The following is a 17,805-nucleotide window of genomic DNA, read 5'->3' on the forward strand; positions in this document are numbered from 1 at the left end:
AGCATCCACCAGATGCCGGAACTCGACTGCGTCGTCATCGGCTACAACGAGGGCGACTTCCAGGACTACCGCCTGATGTGCGAGCGGAGCGGGAAGAACTCGCCCGAGTGGCAGATCTACCGCAAGGAACATCTTGAGATCGACGGCCGTCCGATGCCCTGGATGGACGCCCTCAACACGCTGCGCAACAAGGCCACCGGACGCAACGACCGCTATCACGTGGGTGAGGTCTTCAACCTCGCCAGCCTGTACCTGACCAACTTCCTGCGCCGGCACGCCATCCGCACCGAGACGGTGTCGCTGTTCGGAGCCGAGCAGGAACGACTCGCGGAGCTGCTCGCCGGACGGCCGGCCGTGGTGGCCGTCACCACCACCTTCTACGTCAACATCCTCTCGGTCATCCCGGTCGTCGAATTCGTCCGCAAGCACTCGCCCACCTCGCACATCGTCGTAGGCGGCCCGCTCGTCGACAATCTCTGCCTCGACGGCATCACCGACGAGGTCCAGGACCTCTTCCACGGAATGGGTGCGGACAGCTACGTCCGCGAGTCGCAGGGCGAGCACGCCCTGGCGGAGCTGTGCCGGGCGGTCCTCGGCGGAAAGCCGCTGGACAGCGTGCCGAACCTGATCACCTGCCCCGAGGACGACTGGGTCGCGAATTCCCGCAAGCCCGAGACGAACGACCTGGACGCCTGCGCGATCGACTGGGGCGCCTTCACACCCGAGCAGATCGGGACGACCGCGCAGACCCGTACGGCCCGCAGCTGCGCCTTCAAATGCAGCTTCTGCGACTACCCCACCCGGGCCGGCGCGCTGACGACCGCGTCGGTGGAGACCGTCCGCAAGGAACTGCGGGCGATGGCCGAACTCGGCGTGCGCAACGTGGTGTTCGTCGACGACACGTTCAATGTGCCGCCGAAGCGGTTCAAGGAACTGTGCCGCATGATGATCGAGGAGGACCTCGGCCTCGACTGGTACTCCTACTTCCGCTGCTCCAACGCGCGGGACGAGGAGACCTTCGACCTGGCGGCGGCGAGCGGCTGCCGCGGTGTCTTCCTCGGCATCGAGTCGGGGGACGCCGACATCCTCGCCAACATGAACAAGCTGGCGCAGGACTCGCAGTACCGGGCCGGCATCGCCCGGCTGAAGGAACGTGACATCACGACCTTCGCCTCGATCATCGTCGGATTCCCCGGCGAGAACGAGCGCACGATGCAGAACACCATCGACTTCGTCAACGAGACGGGCCCGACGTTCTGGCGCGCCCAGCCCTGGTGGGGCAACCCGCGCTCCCCCGTGTACCGCAACAAGGAGGTCTACGGCATCGAGGGCGCCGCGTACGACTGGTCGCACGCGACGATGACCTCGGCCGAGGCGGCCGCCTGGTGCGACACGATGTTCGACCGGGTGACGGAGTCGGTGTGGCTGCCGCTGTACGACTTCGACTTCTGGTCGCTGCCGTACCTGGACGGCAAGGGCCTCGGCGTCGACCAGCTCGTCCCGCTGCTGCGCACCTCCCAGGAGCTGATGCGCGAACGCGACGGACAGCACCCGGATGCCGGCCGGCTCGCCGCGCTGAACGAACGGCTGGCCAAGGACGTGGCGGCCCTCGACATGGCCCCCGCGCGCTTCTCCTGGAACGCCTCGTGAGCTGCGGCGTCCACACCGTCATCAGTGCGGCGGCCCGCGCCCACCCGGAGCGCCCGGCCGTCGTCACCGACACCGGCGAGCTGTCCTACCGGGAGCTGGAGGAACTGTCCGATCGGCTCTGCGCGCGGCTCGTCCGCGACGGCACACCCCGGCAGTCCGTGGTCGGCCTGCACTTCAACCGGGGAGCCGAGCTGGTGGTGGCGCTCCTCGCGGTCCTCAAGGCGGGGTGCGCCTACCTGCCGCTGGATCCGCGCCACCCGGCGGACCGGCTGCGCCACATGCTGGCGGACTCCGGTGCGCGCCTGGTCCTGACGGGGCCCGGCCTGCAACCGCCCGCGGCCCCGGTGCCCTGCACCGAGGTGGACGTAACGCGGCCGCTGCCACCGACGGGCACCGCGGATACGCGGAGCGTGCGGCCCGAGGAGACGGCGTACGTGCTGTACACCTCGGGCACCACCGGCCGGCCCAAGGCGGTCGAGATCACCCACGGCAACGCCGGACATCTGCTGCGCGGTCTGGAGGCGACGGTGCTGCGGGACGTCGGGCCGTCCCGGGTCGCCTGGAACGCGAGCGCGTCCTTCGACGCCTCCGTCCAGCAGTGGATCCGTCTGTGCCGCGGCGACACCCTGGTCCTGCTCGACGAGGAGACCCGCACCGATCCGCAGGCCATGGTCGACCACCTCGTCCGGCACGCCGTGACCGACCTGGACGTGGTCCCCTCCCACCTCGCCCAGCTGACCGCACCGCTGGCCGCCGCCCGCCTGCCCCTGCGCCTGCTGGTCGGCGGCGAGCCGATATCGCACGCGCTGTGGGCCGAGCTGCGCCACCTCGCGGACACACAGGGGCTGCGGTCCTGGAACGTGTACGGCCCGACCGAGTGCACCGTCGACGCCACGGCCGCACCGGTCGACGGCGACCTGCCGCACCTCGGGGACCCGCTGCCCGGGGTGCGGTGCCACGTCCTGGACCCGCGGTTGCGGCCGGTGCCGGCGGGCGAGGTCGGCGAGCTGTACCTCGCAGGACCGGGCGTCGGACGCGGTTACCGGGGCCTGCCCGGCCGCACGGCGGCAGCGTTCCTGCCCGACCCGCTGTCCGGCGACGGCGGCCGGATGTACCGCACCGGAGACCTGGTCCGGCGGCACCCGGACGGCCTGCTGGAGTTCGTACGGCGCCGGGACCGCCAGGTGAAGGTGCGCGGCCATCGGGTCGAACTCGGCGAAGCCGAGGCGGCGTTGGCACCCCTTCCCGGCGTGGCGGGTACCGCGGTCGTCCTGCGCGAGGACCTGCCGGCCGGGCCCGGGCTGGTCGGTTACGCGGTGCCCGCGCCCGGGGGGACCCTGTCCGGGCCGGAGCTGCGCGACCGGTTGCGCGATCTGCTGCCCACGCACCTGGTCCCGGCCACCGTCGTGGTGCTCGACGCCCTCCCCGTGGGCGTCAACGGCAAGGTCGATCACGCGGCGCTGCCGCTGCCCGCGCAGACCACCGACCCCACTGCGGAGTTCGCCGAGCCGCAGGAGCCGGTGGCGAAGGACATCGCGCTGATCTGGGCCGAGGTACTGGGCCGACAGCGGATCGCGGTCACCGACGACTTCTTCGACCTCGGCGGTGACTCACTGGCGGTCGGCCGCGTCCTCAACCGCTGCCGGGAGCGTCTCGGAGTGCGCATGCGGCCCAGGGCGCTCTTCGAGAACCCGACCCTTCGCGGCTTCGCCGCGGCTGTACGTCACGAGACCGCACAGGTCCGTCCGCTACCGAGCAACCAAGGAACCGCCTCGTGAGTGACCAGCATGCGCAGCCCGCCGTCCTGACCCGCGTCGATCGGGACGGCCCGACACCGGCCTCCTTCTCGCAGGCGCGTCTGTGGTTCGCGGACAAGATGGGCCGGCGCGGCCTGGAGTTCGTCTACCCGTACGCGCTGCGGATGAGCGGACCCCTGGACGTCGACGCGCTGGCCGGCGCCCTCGACGCGGTGGTCGCGCGGCACGAGACGCTGCGCACCACCTTCACCTCCCGGGACGGGGAGCCGTTCCAGCTGGTGCACGAGCCGTTCTCGCTCGGCCTCGCGGTGACGCCCGTCGAGCCCGGCGCGGACGAGAGCGCCGATGCGGCGCTGGACCGGGAGATCCGCGCCGCGGTGGACCTGCCGTTCGACCTCGTGCGGGGGCCGGTGCTGCGGGCCCGGCTGTTCCGCCTCGGTGCCGAGGAGCATGTGTTCCTGCTGGTCATCCATCACATCGCCACCGACGGCTGGTCGATGGACGTCGTCTTCCGGGAGCTGAGCACGGCGTACGCGGCGCTGAGCGCGGGCAACGCACCGGACTTCCCGCCGCTGCCCGTCCAGTTCGCCGACTTCGCGTCCTGGGAACGGGCGCGCTTCGCGGCCGGTGAGTTCGCCGAGGACCTGAAGTTCTGGCGGGCGCACCTGGACGGCTGCCCGGACGTACTGGCCCTGCCCCTGGACCGGCCGCGCCCCGATGCCCAGTCGTTCGCCGGGCGCTGCCGGTCGTACGAGGTACCGGCCGAGTCGTCCGCTGCCCTCGGCGCGCTGGCGAAGGAGTCCGGTGCCTCGACGCACATGGTCCTGCTCGCCGCGTTCCAGCTGCTGATCGCCCGCTGGTCGGGCCGGGACGACTTCATCGTCGGCATGCCGGCGGCCAACCGGGAGACGTCCGAAACGGAGGAACTGGTCGGGTTCTTCATGAACCTGCTGCCCCTGCGTGCCCGCGTCGACCTGGCCGGTACGTTCCGCGACCTGGTGGCGGCGGCGCGCGAGTCGTCACTGGACGCGTACGACCACCAGGGCCTGTCCTTCGACCGACTGGTGGAGGAGATCGCGCCGGAGCGGACCCTGGCCCACAACCCGCTGGTGCAGATCGCCTTCAACATGGAGAAGCAGCCGCAGCCGGCCATCGACGGCGTCCGGGTCGCGGCCCTCGACGTCCAGCCGGACATCACACGCTACGACCTCGCGGTGGACTACATCGTGCAGCCGTCGGGAGGACTGCGTTTCGACTTCTACTACGCCAGCGACCTGTTCGAGCAGCGCAGCATCGACGCACTGGCCGGGCGCTTCGCGTTCCTGCTGCGTACGGTGACCGCCCGGCCCGACACCCCGCTGGCCCAGCTGCCCGTCCAGGACGCCGAGGCCGAGGCCCGTACGCACGCCCTGGGCGCGGGCGCGCCCTCGGCCGGCGAGACGATCCCGGTGCTGGAGCGCTTCCGGGCCGCGGTGGCGGCGAATCCGGACGCGGCGGCGGTCATCGACGGGGAGACCACGCTGTCGTTCGCCGAGCTGGACGCCAGGGCCGAGGCGATCGCCCGGCTCGTGACGGCACACGGGGTGGCCGCCGACACGGTGGTGGGACTGTGCCTGCCGCGTTCGGCGGGGCTGCTCGCCGCGATTCTCGGCGTGCTGCGCGCCGGTGCCGCCTACCTGCCGCTGGACCCCGGCTATCCGGCCGAGCGCCTGGCCCACATGGTCCGGGACAGCGGTGCCGGGCTGGTGCTCACCGCGGACGCGGGTACGGAGGCGGAGGCGTTGGCAGACGCGGCGGCCGTCGTCCCGCTCGACAGTGCCGTCCCCACGGACGACACACCGCTGCCCACGGCTTCGGCGCACACGGACGACGCACCACTGCCCACGGCTTCGGCGCACACGGACGACGCACCACTGCCCGCCCCGTCGGCACACCCGGACCGGGCCGCGTACATCATCTACACCTCCGGTTCCACCGGGCGCCCCAAGGGAGTTCAGGTCGGCCGTCGTGCCCTGGCCGGGCTCCTGGCCGGACTCGAACAGGCCGGAGTGATCCGTGCGCCGGGCGGACGCGTCGGCTGGAACGCCAGCCCTTCCTTCGACGCCTCCGTCCAGCAGTGGGTACGGGTGTGCCGCGGCGACACCGTGGTCATCCTCGACGAGGACCTGCGCCGCTCCCCCGAGCGACTGGCCGAAGCCGTGGCAGAGCAGCGCCTCACGGACCTCGACCTGACGCCGTCGCACGCGGCGCACCTGCTGGACCCGTTGGCCAAGATGCTGGCGCCGGGCAGCGGCCTGCGCCTGTGGATCGGCGGCGAGCCCCTTCCCGCCGCGCTGTGGCAGAAGCTGAGCGCGCTGAGCGACACGGGTGTGCTGGAGGCAGTGAACGTCTACGGGACGACCGAGTCGGCTGTCGACACCACATGGGCACTCGTGGCAGGCGCCGGGGAGCCGCATCTCGGCAGTGCGCTGCCCGGCCAGCAGATACGGATCCTGGACACCGCGCTGCAGCCCGTCGCGGTGGGCACCCCCGGCGAACTGTTCGTATCGGGCCCGTCGTTGGCGCACGGCTATCTGGGCCGTCCGGGCCTCACGGCATCCCGCTTCCTGCCCGACCCGTGGGCGTCGGACGGCTCGCGGATGTACCGGACCGGTGACCGGGCCCGCTGGACCTGGGACGGCCGGCTGGAGTACCTCGGGCGGAGCGACGAGCAGGTGAAGATCCGCGGCTACCGGATCGAACCGGGCGAGGTCGAATCGGTCCTGGCCGAGCTGCCCGACATCCTCGACTGCGCGGTGGTACGCAGGGAGCAGGACGGCGAGGCCGTGCTCGCGGCCTTCGTGCGCACCACGCCGGACACACCGGTGAAGCGGCTGCGCGAGCACGCCGAAACCCGCCTGCCGGAGTGGATGCGCCCCTCGACCTACACCGTGCTGGACGACATGCCACTGACCCCCGCGGGCAAGGTCGACCGCAGGGCGCTCACCGAGCTGAAGCCGTCGGCACCGGGCACCGCCGAGCCGGCCGGGCCCGAGCAGGAGGCACCGCTCACCGCGACCGAAGAGTTGTTGATCCGCATCTGCCAGGAGGTCCTGGGAGTGGAGGGCCTGCGGCCCACCGACCACTTCTTCGAGGCCGGCGGGCATTCGCTGCTGGCCATCCGGGTGGTCGCCCGGCTCAAGCGCCAGGCCCGGCTGGTCATCCCGATGACAGCGGTCTTCGAGAACCCCGTACTGCGGGATCTGGCGGCCTACATCGAAGACACCATCCGCGAACGCCTCGCCTCCTCGTGACCCTGCCCGCTCCTGAGATCACTGGAGTGTCCATGACCTCGATCCCGATCCTGTGCCTGCCGTACGCAGGCGCGGGCGCCACTTTCTACCGGGGCTGGCCGGAACCGCCCGCGGGCATCAGCATCGAGCCGCTGCAGCCCGCCGGCCGCGAGGAGCGGTACCACGAGGACCCGTACACCAACCTGGCAGCGGCGATCGACGACCTTTCGCAGGCGGTCGCCGCCTTTGCCCGCAGCGGCCCGTACGCCCTGTTCGGCCACAGCTTCGGCGCGCTACTCGCCCTCGAACTGGCCCGGCACGCGTATGCCAACGGTGTCCCCGGGCCGGTCCGGCTGATGGTCAGCGGCTCCGCCGCGCCGGGCGTCGCGCTCGGGCGGGACTCCGCCGGCCTGGACGACGACGCGTTCGTGGCCCAGGTCGAGCAGCTCGCCGGCTATGTGCACCCCGCGCTCGCCGACCCGGACCTGCGCGAAGTGGTACTTCCCGTGCTGCGTGCAGACGTCACCCTGCACGAGTCCTACCGGCTCGCCGACGGCCCGCCGCTGCCCGTACCGATCACGGTCTTCCGGGGTGCCCGGGACCACCTGGTCACACCGGAGGACTGCCGCGGCTGGGCGGACATGACGACGGCGGACTGCGCGACGGTCGAATTCCCCGGCGGCCACATGTACCTCGCCGAGGACCCGCAGCCCGTGCTGCAGGCGATGGCCGGACTCCTCGCGCCCCGGGCAGTGGCGGAGCGCACGTGAACCGGGCCACCTCCCTCGTCCTGCGGGCCCTGCGGTCCCTCCCCGCCGCCGACGTCGAGGCCCGGCTCGGCGCACTCGGGACCGTCCGGCCCGGCACACGCGCCCCGGTGCTGTGGACGGAGACCCTGCCGTACGCGAGCGACGACGCACGGGCCGACGCAATGCGCCGACGCACCGCCTCCCGCCCGATCGTCACGGAGGGCACGCCGGTCCGGGGCGTCCTGCTGACGTACGCCGACGGCGTCCAGGACCTGGTGGTGAGCGCGCACCCGGCCACACTGGACGAGAGCGGACTCGCCGACCTGGCCTGCCTGCTGGCCGGCGAACACCGCGTGCCGCCGCCTCCGGCGACGGGGTGGCCGCAGCCGCCTGCGCCACCGCCTGCCCGGGAGGCGGCCGATCTCCCGCTGGACTGGGCGGCGGGCGCACTGTCCGCGCTGCCCGGTGCCCGGGAGGTGCTCACCGTGCGGGTGGGAGCGGAGAGTGCCGAGGGCGGGGCTGATATTGAGTACGACGAGGGCATGAAGGCCGCCGTCACCGCCGCGCTGTCGGTGGCGCTGGCCCGCAGAACCGAAGGCGCGGCCGTACACCTGACGGTGCGTCGGCCAGGACCGGACGCGGACGCCAACACCACGGCCGCCGGTCCGGAGCAGCACGCACCGGAGCAGCAGCGCGAGCCGGCGCCGGACCAAGGGCTGGAGCTGCGGCTGCCCACTCCCCCCGCTACACGGAAACGGCTGGCAGCGGCGGGCTTGCGGCTGCTCCTGCGGTCGCCCGTGCCGACCCCCGCGACGCTGGCGTTCTCCCTGGACCACGAGCCCAACAGGACCGATGAAGCCGACGAGCCCGACGCCTGGCTCCTGACTTGCGACTACCGCGCCGACATCGTGGCTGCCGAGGCCGTGCGGTCGTTGCTCACCGAGGTTCGGGACCATGTCGGCGGGACGGCGTACGCGGCCACGACGCCTGTTGCCACGGCGGAGTCGGTACCGATGGCAAGGGCCACCATCCACGAGCTGGTGGCCGCCATGGCCGGGGAACAGCCGGATGCCGTGGCGGTCACCGCACCCGGCGAGGAAGGACTGACGTACCGCCGGCTCGTCGATCGTGCCGCGGAGATCTCGACCCTCCTGCGTGCCCGGGGAGCCGGTCCGGGCCGGCTCGTGGGTGTCTGCCTGCCACGCGGCACCGAACTGATCGCCGCCCTGCTCGGCGTGCTGATGTCGGGCGCCGCATACGTGCCGATCGACCCGTCGTACCCCGAGGACCGGCTGCGGTACATGGCGGAGGACGCGGGGCTGACCCTGGTGCTCGCCGACGAGCCGCGGCCGGCCTTCGCGGGGGTCCCGCACGTCGCACCGCCGCCTCCCGCCGACGGGTCTGTGCGGCAGGACAACGACGATGCGCACGGGAATCGGGCCGCCGGGCCGGAGGATCCCGCCTACGTCATCTACACCTCGGGGTCGACGGGCCGGCCCAAGGGCGTGGTCGTGGAGCACCGCAACTTCGCCGCCCTGCTGACCGCGACCAGGGACGAGTTCCACCTGTCCGGCAGCGATGTGTGGACCTTCTTCCACTCCTTCGCCTTCGACTTCTCGGTCTGGGAGATCTGGGCCTGCCTGGCGACCGGGGGCCGGCTGGTCGTCGTGCCGGAGGACGTCGCCCGGGTGCCGGAGGAGTTCCGGGAGCTGCTGCACACCCAGCGCGTGACCGTGCTCAACCAGACCCCCTCGGCCTTCGTGCAACTGCTGTCCACCGAGGGTCCCGGCGCGTCCTCGCTCGCCGTACGGCTGCTGGTCTTCGGCGGCGAGCCCCTGGACTCGCGTCTGCTGCTGCCGTGGTTCGACGCGCACCCCGAGGAGCGGTGCCGGGTGGTCAACATGTACGGGATCACCGAGACGACCGTGCACTGCAGCTGGGTCACGCTGACCCGCCGCGACGCCCTGGCAGGGAGCCGGTCCATCGGGACCCCGCTGCCCGGCTGGTCGGTCCATGTCCTGGATCCGCACGGGCGACCGCTGCCGGCCGGGGTACCGGGCGAGATTCATGTCGGCGGCGCCGGAGTAGCGCGTGGCTACCTGGGCCGTCCCGGCCTGACGGCCCAGCGGTTCCGCCCGGACCACCTCGCGCCGCGGCCCGGAGCGCGGCTCTACCGAAGCGGCGACCGGGGGCGGCTGCGCCACGACGGCCAGCTGGAACACCTGGGCCGGCTCGACGGGCAGGTGAAGGTACGCGGGTACCGGATCGAGCTGGACGAGATCAGGAACCTGCTGCTCGAAGCACCGGAAGTCCGTGCCGCTGCCGTCGTCCTGCGCCACCGCGGCGCCGCCGAGGACGCGCACCTGGACGCGTACGTCGTGGGCCCGCAGGCCGACCCGGACGCGCTGCGCGCACATCTGGAGCGGGTGCTGCCCGCGTACATGGTGCCCAGCACCCTCACCCGGATCGAGCGGCTGCCGGTGACCGGGAACGGGAAGCTGGATGCCGCCCGCCTTCCGGAACCAGGGACGCCACCGGTCCCGGACGAGCCGACGCCCGGTGCCGGCTCCGGCTCCGACTCCGACACCGATCTTGCGATACGGATCTCTCGCATTTGGCAGGACGTACTGGGTTCCCCGGTCACCGCGGACGACAACTTCTTCCTGTCCGGCGGGAACTCCCTGCTGGCGATCCGCGTCATGGTGCGCCTGCGCGAGCAGGGGATCGACGCCCCCGTACGCGAGCTCTACCGCAACCCGACCGTCAGAAAGCTGAGCCTGGCACTGGCCGAAGTGACCGCAGCGGCCGAAGTGACCGCAGCGGCCGAAGCGGCTGGGTAGCGGGCCCCGTCACGACCGCCCCCTACCCACCAACACACCGTCACACGACACCACCGCCACACCACCACACCGAAGGAACCGCAGATGAGCGACAACGGCCCCGAGCGCTGGACCGTCCTGATCAACGCCGAGGAACAGTACGGCCTGTTCCCGGCCGAGCTCCCCACCCCCGGTGGCTGGCGTCCGGCCGGCTTCAGCGGCACCGAGGAGGAGTGCGTCGCTTACGTCGACGAGCACTGGACCGACATGCGCCCGCTGAGCCTGCGGCAGGCCCTCGCGGACGGATCGGCGGCCTAGCGCGTGCAGCAGATGAACCTGCCCAACGGGCTCATGGTGTCCCACGTCAGCTCGGGCGAGACGGCCCTGCTCTACCGGGACATCTTCGCCGAGCGCTGCTACATGCAGCACGGGATCACACTGTCGCCGGGGGGCACGGTGTTCGACGTCGGCGCCAATATCGGCATGTCGGCGCTGTTCTTCCACACGGAGTGCGCCGGCCTGACGTTCCACTGCTTCGAGCCGGCACCCATCCCCTACACCGCGCTGAGCACCAACCTGCAGACGCACGGCATCCAGGGGACGGCGACGAGGTGTGCTCTGTCCGACTACTCCGGCACGGGCCGGCTGACGTACTACCCCGACTCCACCGTGATGTCCGGCTTCCACGCCGACGCGGCGTCGGAAGCAGCCCTGACCAGGTCCTTCCTGCTGCGCAGCGGCTTCGACGAGGAGGACGTGGAGGACATGCTGGCGGGCCGCCACGAGGTGCTGGAGATCGAGTGCCCGGTGCGCACCCTGTCGGAGGTGATCGCGGAGCGCGGAGTGACCTCGATCGACCTGCTGAAGGTGGATGTGGAGAAGAGCGAGCTGGAGGTGTTGCGCGGGCTGGACGAGGCGGACTGGCCGAAGGTCCGGCAGGTCGTCGCCGAAGTCCACGACCTGGACGGCACGTTGAAGGCATTCACCTCGCTGCTTGAGAAGCACGGGTTCGGTGTGGCCGTGGAACAGGACGCACTGCTCGCGGAAACGGAGATCTACGAGGTCTTCGCCGTACGAAAGGCTGGTAAGGCGGGATGAGGGTGCCGGACACACTCGATCCGACCACCGTCGATGTGGCGGACCCGGCCCTGTACGAGGGCGGGGACCCGGTGGCGCTGTGGGCGCGGCTGCGCGCCACGACGCCCGTCTTCTGGAACAACCACCCGCCGGGCCCCGGTTTCTGGGCCGTCATGTCGTACCGGCCCGCGCTGGAGGTCTACCGCAACACCGACGCCTTCACCTCCGAGCGCGGCATGCGCATCGACTCGGATCCGGCGGCGGTGCAGGCCGCGGCGGGCAAGCAGCTGATCGTCACGGACCCGCCGACCCATCCGCGGCTGCGCCAGCTGATGAACTCCGCGTTCCTGCCGAAGGTCGTTTCCGGCCTGGAGGCGTCCATGCGCCGGGTCATCGAACCGCTGGTGGAGCAGGCACTGCGCAAGGAGACCGTGGACTTCGTCAGCGAGGTCGCCGCGGTGCTGCCGGCGGCGATCATCTGCGACATCATGAACGTGCCGCAGGCGGAGCGCGCGATGATGATCGACCTCACCAGCACGGCCTTCGGCGCCTCGGTGGGCGGCGACGGAAAGTGCCCGGTGAGCGCCCTGGAGAAGACCGAGGCCCACTCGGAGATCTTCCTCTACTACACCGAGCTGGTGGAGGAACGGCGACGCAATCCCGGCGACGACGTGGTCAGCGCCCTCATCCAGGGCGATCTTGACGGCCGCTCCCTGACCGACGAAGAGGTACTCCTCAACTGCGACGGGCTGCTGACCGGCGCGAACGAGACCACCCGCCACGCCTCGGCGGCCGGGCTCCTGGCGCTCATCGAAAACCCCGACCAGTGGCAGCGGCTGCGCGAGGGCTCGGTCGCCATCGACACGGCCGTCGACGAGATCCTGCGGTACACCAGCCCGGCCCTGCACGTCGTCCGGGTCGCCAAGAAGGACGTCGAGGTCGGTGGGCAGCAGGTACGTGCGGGGCAGGCCGTCGCCATCTGGAACTCGTCCGTCAACCGGGACGAGACGGCATTCCCCGACCCGGACCGCTTCGACCTGGGCCGCACCCCGAACCGCCACCTGACCTTCGGCATCGGCCCGCACTTCTGCCTCGGCGCACCGCTCGCCCGCGCCGAGCTGAAGGTGCTGCTCGAAGTGCTCGCCGAGAAGGTGACCCACCTGGAACTCGTCGGCCCCGTAGAGCGCCAGCGCTCGAACTTCATGTGGGGCATCGAACGCCTCCCGGTCTCCCTGCGCTGACCCGGCCTGCCTGGGCCCCGCACACGCGGGCCCCAGGCACGAGGCGGCCCGACACCACGCGGGAAGTGGCTTCCCCGCTCCGCCCCGCCCCCTCCCCCGAATTTTTTAGAATTCGGACGACACGATGTCGAGAACGCGTGACCGGCTCCGTCCCCGAGGTGAACGCGACCACAATGGGCCGCACCCAGCACCGAGGAGAACCATCATGGCCAAGTACCTGCTGCTGAAGCACTACCGCGGCGCCCCGGCGCCGGTCAACGACGTGCCGATGGATCAGTGGAGCCCGGAGGAGATCTCGGCGCATGTGCAGTACATGAACGACTTCGCGGCCCGGCTGGAGAAGACGGGCGAGTTCGTCGACGGTCAGGCGCTCGCCCCCGAGGGCGCGTGGGTCCGCTACGACGGCGAAGGGCGCCCGCCGGTCACCGACGGACCGTTCGCGGAGACCAAGGACCTCATCGCCGGCTGGATGATCATCGACGTCGACAGCTACGAGCGCGCCGTCGAGCTGGCCGGGGAGCTGTCGGCCGCCCCCGGCGCGGGCGGCAAGCCGATCCACGAGTGGCTGGAGGTTCGCCCGTTCCTGACCGCGCCGCCCACCATCACGGAGTGACCCCTCAGGTGTCTGATCAGGTGTCTCCTGAGGACTCTCCTCATGGCTCTCCTCAGGACTCTCAGCTGGACGAGGTCCTGCTCAGGAGCCTCACACCGGGTGTCCTCACCGTCCTCGTCCGCCGCGGAGCCGACTTCGCGGCGGCCGAGGACGCCGTGCAGGACGCGCTGGTCGAGGCGGTCCGCGTATGGCCCACCGGCCCTCCGCGTGACGCGAAGGGCTGGCTGATCACCGTGGCCTGGCGCAAGTTCCTCGACGCGACCCGGGCGGACACCGCCCGCCGCCGGCGCGAGGATCTCGTCGACGAGGAGCCGCCGCCAGGCCCTGCGGTCTCGGTGGACGACACACTCCAGCTCTACTTCCTGTGCGCCCACCCGTCACTGACACCGTCGTCCGCCGTCGCGCTCACGCTCCGCGCCGTCGGCGGGCTCACCACCCGCCAGATCGCCCAGGCATACCTGGTGCCCGAGGCGACGATGGCGCAGCGCATCAGCCGCGCCAAGCGCACCGTCTCCGGTGTCCGCTTCGACCGCCCCGGCGACGTCGCCACCGTCCTCCGCACCCTCTACCTCGTCTTCAACGAGGGCTACTCAGGCGACGTCGACCTCGCCGCCGAAGCCATCCGCCTCACCCGGCAGCTCGCGGCCGCGATCGACCACCCCGAGGTGGCGGGGCTGCTCGCGCTCATGCTGCTCCACCACGCCCGGCGCGCCACCCGGACCGCGCCCGACGGCAGCCTGGTACCGCTCGCCGAGCAGGACCGCAGCCGCTGGGACACCACATCGATCGCCGAGGGCATCGGCATCCTCCAGGCCGCGCTCGCCCGTGACCGGCTGGGCGAGTTCCAGGCCCAGGCCGCCATCGCGGCGCTCCACGCCGACGCGCCCACCGCCGAGGAGACCGACTGGGTGCAGATCGTCGAGTGGTACGACGAGCTCACGCGCCTGTCCGACAGCCCCGTCGTCCGCCTCAACCGCGCGGTCGCCGTGGGCGAGGCCGACGGTCCCCGCGCCGGCCTGGCAGCCCTCGCGGCCCTGAACGACGACACCCTCCCCCGTCACACCGCGGTGGCGGCCTACCTCCACGAACGCAACGGCGACCTGGCGACAGCAGCCCACCTGTACGCCGAGGCGGCCCACAAGGCCCCCAACCTCGCCGAACGCAACCACCTCACCCGCCAGGCCGCCCGCCTGAACACGCACCGAAGCGCCTGAGAGGCTCGATACCGCTGGCCTCATCCACGCGTTCGTCTCGTCAGTCGGTCACCCAGGTGATGTCTCGGGCGTCGATGAAATAGCGGCCGTCGAAGCACAGGAAGACCTTGCGCTGGGTGTCGTTGTCCGTCGGCCATGTCATGTTCCAGCACACAACGATTCCGCCCTTGTCGAGACCGGGGAAGAAGAGCAGCCCTTCCATGCGCTCAGGCTTGCCATGGAGGGGGTGTCACTACTGAGCCGGTGGGGGGGGGCCTGAGCAGGTGATCGGAACCTCCGACGGGATCCCACAGGGCGGCTGGGGCGCGGCAGCCGGCCGCGCCCCACAGTCACCGCTGTCGCCACCGTTACCGTTACCGCTACCGCTACCGCTACCGCTGACAGCCCACCGCACCTACCCCCGCCGGCTTCTCTCCGGTCCCACACGCCCCAGCCTGGTCCAGCCGGTCCAACCGCGTTCTGTTAGCAGTTCGATCAGTCGGCGGGCCGGCGGCACGGTGTCGAACGCCAGGGTGTCCATCAGCTCGACGAGCGGAACCTCGATGTCGGCGTCGTCGACGTACTCCTCACCCCGTTCGTCGGCCACCTCCGTGACGTAGGCGGCCAGTTTGTCGGCCAGCCCGACCAGCTGCGGGTCATCGTCGGTGTGGTCCAGCGCCTGCCCCAGAGTGAGATAGAAGCCGACGAGCCGCGGGTCGGCGATCTGCTCCCGCTTGCGTGCCACCCACTCCGGTACTCGTTCGGGCGAGTGCGCGGCCAGCGGGATCCAGCCGTCGCGCTCGACCTGGACGATCCGCTCGTCGACCCCGAGCACACGCAGCAGGTCGAGATACTCGACGACCTCCGGAGGCAGCACCAGGTTGTCCCCGGCCTCGAGGCGGGCGATCCGCTTCCGATGCCGCTGCCGCTCGCGGATCTCCTCCCTCAACCGCCTGTCGATGTCCGCGACCGCCGCGGCGAACTCCCCCTCGTCGGCCTGCAGCAGCTCCCGTACGCGCGCCAAGGGGACCCCGGCCTCTGCCAGGGTCCTGATCTTGATCAGCTCGACCACGGCACGCCCGTCGTACCTCCGGTAGCCGGAGTGGTCCCGCTCCGGCTCCGGCAGCAGCCCTTTGGCGTGGTAGTGCCGCACCGCGCGTACCGTCACTCCGGCATACGACGCCAGCTCGCCGATGGTCAGCATCGCTCCAGTCTCCCAGGGCCGGCTCAAGCCGCGGTCCGTTCTCCGATCAGTGCCGCGATCTCCGGGGCGTGAGTGAATACCAGTCGGTGGTCGGCGTCGAGCCAGGACACGGAGGTGCGCGGACGCTCACGGAGAAGCCGCTCGATGCCGGCCCGCCAGAGCCGGTTGTGCCGCGGCGCACGCCCCCCACTGCTGTCGCCCGCAATAGCAGTCGACATGATCATGCTGATGGGGTGGGCGATCCCCCGGTACTGATCCAGGAGGGTGGACCGCACCACATCGATCTCCAGATTGAGGCGGAGAGTGTCCGGTGCGGTGAGCCTCATTTGATGGCCGTGCCTGCCCTCCGCCATGGCGCGGAACTCCGGCAGGTCGATGTCGGTGATGAACGGTTCGGGCAGTGGATTCGCCCCGTCGATGAGGACAAGCCCGGCGACGGCGTCGGGAAACCCGGCGGCGTAGTGCACAGCCAGGTCCGCGCCCAGTGAGTACCCCACGAGCACAGGCGCCGCGGGCAGGTCGACCTCCGCCATCACAGCAATGAGATCACTCAGGAACGCGTCGAACGAGTACCGGTCGGCGGTCGAAGCGAGCCCGTGCCCTCTGAGGTCGAAGGTCACCACGTCGTGCTCCCGCCGAAGGAGCGTAACCAACTCGTGCAGGTCGGACTGTGTCGAGTTCAGCCCAGGACACAGCACCAACGGGCGTCCCCGCCCGCCGCGGGTGACCGGGATCGTGACGCCGTCGTGGTGAACCGTAAAGCGCCGACCGGCAATGGCGGTCGCGTCGTTGTCCTTCATCGTCGTCATACCGGCCACTCTGCGAGGCTGCCCCTGCGTCAGGGGCAACTGCATCAGGATCAACCACTCCCTCGGATCAGGATAATGAGGTGATCACCACCGCACCGATGCACCTCTTTGGGGGCCCACATGACACCCAGCCGCTGGCTGACCGCCATCCTGAGCGCACTGCTCGGCACGACGCTGCTGCTGGCCGCACCCACAACGGCGATGGCCGCCCAACACTCCACCGAGCAGAGGCAGTCGGAGTCGGCGAGCACCATGCACACCACCGCCGTAGCCGCCTCGGCCCACGGCTCGCACGTCCACAAGCACTCGGGCTCCACCGTCCACCGCCCCACGACCAAGACGGTTCACAAGGTGTCGGTGAGCAAGGAGAAGCCGACGAAGAAGAAGCGCGGGTTCTTCAAGAAGCTCGGCATCTTCCTGGTCGTGCTCCTGATCCTCTTCATCGTGGTCGTGGCGCTGCTGATCTGGCTGCTCGTCCGCTTCGTACGCAAGGCCTTCCGCCGCCGCGCCTGACTCACCGCGGCCTGACGCACAACTCCGCCTGACCGCCTGACGGGCTGTCGGGCGGGCCGTCCGGCCAGCGGCTACCCCACCACCGATCCCGCTTATACCAGTAGTCACACCGGTATACCCCCACTTTCACTAAAGGTCGAGTAAGCGTTGTAGGCGCGGTATGTCATGCAGCATTCTTGTTGCGACAGGGACGCAGTTGTCGCGTCGTCCCAACGGGGCGGCGCGGCACGTCGCGTCAGGGGAGAACCAGGGGGAAACATGCGAAAGATCGCCAAGGCCGCTGCGCTGACCTTTGCAGTGGGTGCTCTCGCCACGGTCGGGATGTCCACTGCCAACGCCGCCCCGGCAGCGGGCAGCCTGCGCGGCTGCCCCTCGGGGGCCGTCTGCGTCTATCCGCAGAACGCCGGGTGGAACAACGACCGCCCGTCGCTGGTCTTCTACAGCTACGGGGCCCACAACCTCAGCAACCAGGTCGGCCAGCACTACGTCCTGAACAACCAGACGGGCGGCGCGACGGCCCGCACCTGCACTGGCTACAACGGAACGGGGGACTGCCAGGGCTACATCCAGCCCGGGTACTACGTGGACAAGGACCTGACACCGATCAACTCGATTCTCCTCGTCCGGCCGTAACAGCAAGCGCCTGACGCTGACGCGCAAGGACGTCCGCTCGGGCCGATCCCTTCCCGGATCGGCCCGAGCGTCGCCGTTCCAGGGACCTCAGGCTGCCGCCGCCAGAGCACTGATCCCAAGGGCGAACAGAGCCACGGTCTTGGCCACTTCGGCGGCCACATGGAACAGCTGGGTGCGGGAGCGCGGCAGTGTCACCAACGGCGACGGCCGCGACCACCACAACAGCCAGCAGCACCTCAACCGCTTTGAGTGTTCGGAAGACGATCCGCCCGATG

The 17,805-nt window shown here is 70.8% G+C and carries 15 protein-coding genes; 12 read left to right on the forward strand and 3 right to left on the reverse strand.

The features are described from left to right. The first annotated feature begins 12 nt into the window (after window positions 1-12). The 10 genes from ABZ840_RS00675 to ABZ840_RS00720 all read left to right on the forward strand — a co-directional run bounded on the left by ABZ840_RS00675 (window position 13) and on the right by ABZ840_RS00720 (window position 14,392). Window positions 13-1,650 (forward strand): PhpK family radical SAM P-methyltransferase, encoded by a 1,638-nt coding sequence (locus ABZ840_RS00675; RefSeq protein ID WP_361551015.1) that lies wholly within the window; start codon window positions 13-15, stop codon window positions 1,648-1,650. Next, the gene (locus ABZ840_RS00680) at window positions 1,647-3,428 is read left to right on the forward strand and encodes a non-ribosomal peptide synthetase (RefSeq protein ID WP_361551018.1); all 1,782 of its coding nucleotides are present in this window, start codon (window positions 1,647-1,649) and stop codon (window positions 3,426-3,428) included. The genes ABZ840_RS00675 and ABZ840_RS00680 overlap by 4 nt, the downstream gene beginning before the upstream one ends. Further along, window positions 3,425-6,700: an amino acid adenylation domain-containing protein gene (locus ABZ840_RS00685; protein ID WP_361551020.1), complete on the forward strand. Its 3,276-nt coding sequence runs from the start codon at window positions 3,425-3,427 to the stop codon at window positions 6,698-6,700. Before ABZ840_RS00680 ends, ABZ840_RS00685 begins: the two co-directional genes overlap by 4 nt. A gap of 32 nt (window positions 6,701-6,732) precedes the next feature. Beyond that, window positions 6,733-7,449: an alpha/beta fold hydrolase gene (locus ABZ840_RS00690; protein WP_361551023.1), complete on the forward strand. Its 717-nt coding sequence runs from the start codon at window positions 6,733-6,735 to the stop codon at window positions 7,447-7,449. After that, on the forward strand, window positions 7,446-10,268 hold the full coding sequence (locus tag ABZ840_RS00695) for an amino acid adenylation domain-containing protein (RefSeq protein ID WP_361551026.1): 2,823 nt from the start codon (window positions 7,446-7,448) through the stop codon (window positions 10,266-10,268). Before ABZ840_RS00690 ends, ABZ840_RS00695 begins: the two co-directional genes overlap by 4 nt. A gap of 84 nt (window positions 10,269-10,352) precedes the next feature. Further along, window positions 10,353-10,565: an MbtH family NRPS accessory protein gene (locus ABZ840_RS00700; protein ID WP_361551029.1), complete on the forward strand. Its 213-nt coding sequence runs from the start codon at window positions 10,353-10,355 to the stop codon at window positions 10,563-10,565. Between the two features lie 12 nt (window positions 10,566-10,577). Then, on the forward strand, window positions 10,578-11,345 hold the full coding sequence (locus tag ABZ840_RS00705; RefSeq protein ID WP_361552284.1) for an FkbM family methyltransferase: 768 nt from the start codon (window positions 10,578-10,580) through the stop codon (window positions 11,343-11,345). A 2-nt stretch (window positions 11,346-11,347) separates the two neighbouring features. Then, window positions 11,348-12,565 carry a cytochrome P450 gene (locus ABZ840_RS00710; protein WP_361551032.1) on the forward strand — a complete coding sequence of 406 codons (1,218 nt, stop codon included), beginning with the start codon at window positions 11,348-11,350 and terminating at the stop codon, window positions 12,563-12,565. A gap of 205 nt (window positions 12,566-12,770) precedes the next feature. Beyond that, window positions 12,771-13,178 (forward strand): YciI family protein, encoded by a 408-nt coding sequence (locus ABZ840_RS00715; RefSeq protein WP_361551035.1) that lies wholly within the window; start codon window positions 12,771-12,773, stop codon window positions 13,176-13,178. Between the two features lie 65 nt (window positions 13,179-13,243). Continuing rightward, entirely contained in the window at window positions 13,244-14,392 is a 1,149-nt protein-coding gene (locus tag ABZ840_RS00720) for a DUF6596 domain-containing protein (RefSeq protein ID WP_361552287.1), read from the forward strand. A 40-nt stretch (window positions 14,393-14,432) separates the two neighbouring features. Here ABZ840_RS00720 and ABZ840_RS00725 read toward each other — a convergent pair whose 3' ends face one another. The 3 genes from ABZ840_RS00725 to ABZ840_RS00735 all read right to left on the reverse strand — a co-directional run bounded on the left by ABZ840_RS00725 (window position 14,433) and on the right by ABZ840_RS00735 (window position 16,384). Then, window positions 14,433-14,594, reverse strand: a complete 162-nt coding sequence (locus ABZ840_RS00725; protein ID WP_361551038.1) for a hypothetical protein — start codon at window positions 14,592-14,594, stop codon at window positions 14,433-14,435. A gap of 192 nt (window positions 14,595-14,786) precedes the next feature. Beyond that, the gene (locus ABZ840_RS00730; protein ID WP_361551041.1) at window positions 14,787-15,575 is read right to left on the reverse strand and encodes a MerR family transcriptional regulator; all 789 of its coding nucleotides are present in this window, start codon (window positions 15,573-15,575) and stop codon (window positions 14,787-14,789) included. A gap of 23 nt (window positions 15,576-15,598) precedes the next feature. Next, on the reverse strand, window positions 15,599-16,384 hold the full coding sequence (locus ABZ840_RS00735; protein WP_361551044.1) for an alpha/beta fold hydrolase: 786 nt from the start codon (window positions 16,382-16,384) through the stop codon (window positions 15,599-15,601). A 120-nt stretch (window positions 16,385-16,504) separates the two neighbouring features. Between ABZ840_RS00735 and ABZ840_RS00740 the strand changes: the two genes are divergently transcribed. Further along, entirely contained in the window at window positions 16,505-16,897 is a 393-nt protein-coding gene (locus ABZ840_RS00740) for a hypothetical protein (protein WP_361551047.1), read from the forward strand. A 258-nt stretch (window positions 16,898-17,155) separates the two neighbouring features. Further along, on the forward strand, window positions 17,156-17,530 hold the full coding sequence (locus ABZ840_RS00745; RefSeq protein ID WP_361551050.1) for a hypothetical protein: 375 nt from the start codon (window positions 17,156-17,158) through the stop codon (window positions 17,528-17,530). The last annotated feature ends 275 nt before the right edge of the window (window positions 17,531-17,805 follow it).

The organism is Streptomyces sp. NPDC047117 (genome assembly GCF_040643545.1).
Classification (GTDB): Bacteria; Actinomycetota; Actinomycetes; order Streptomycetales; family Streptomycetaceae; genus Streptomyces.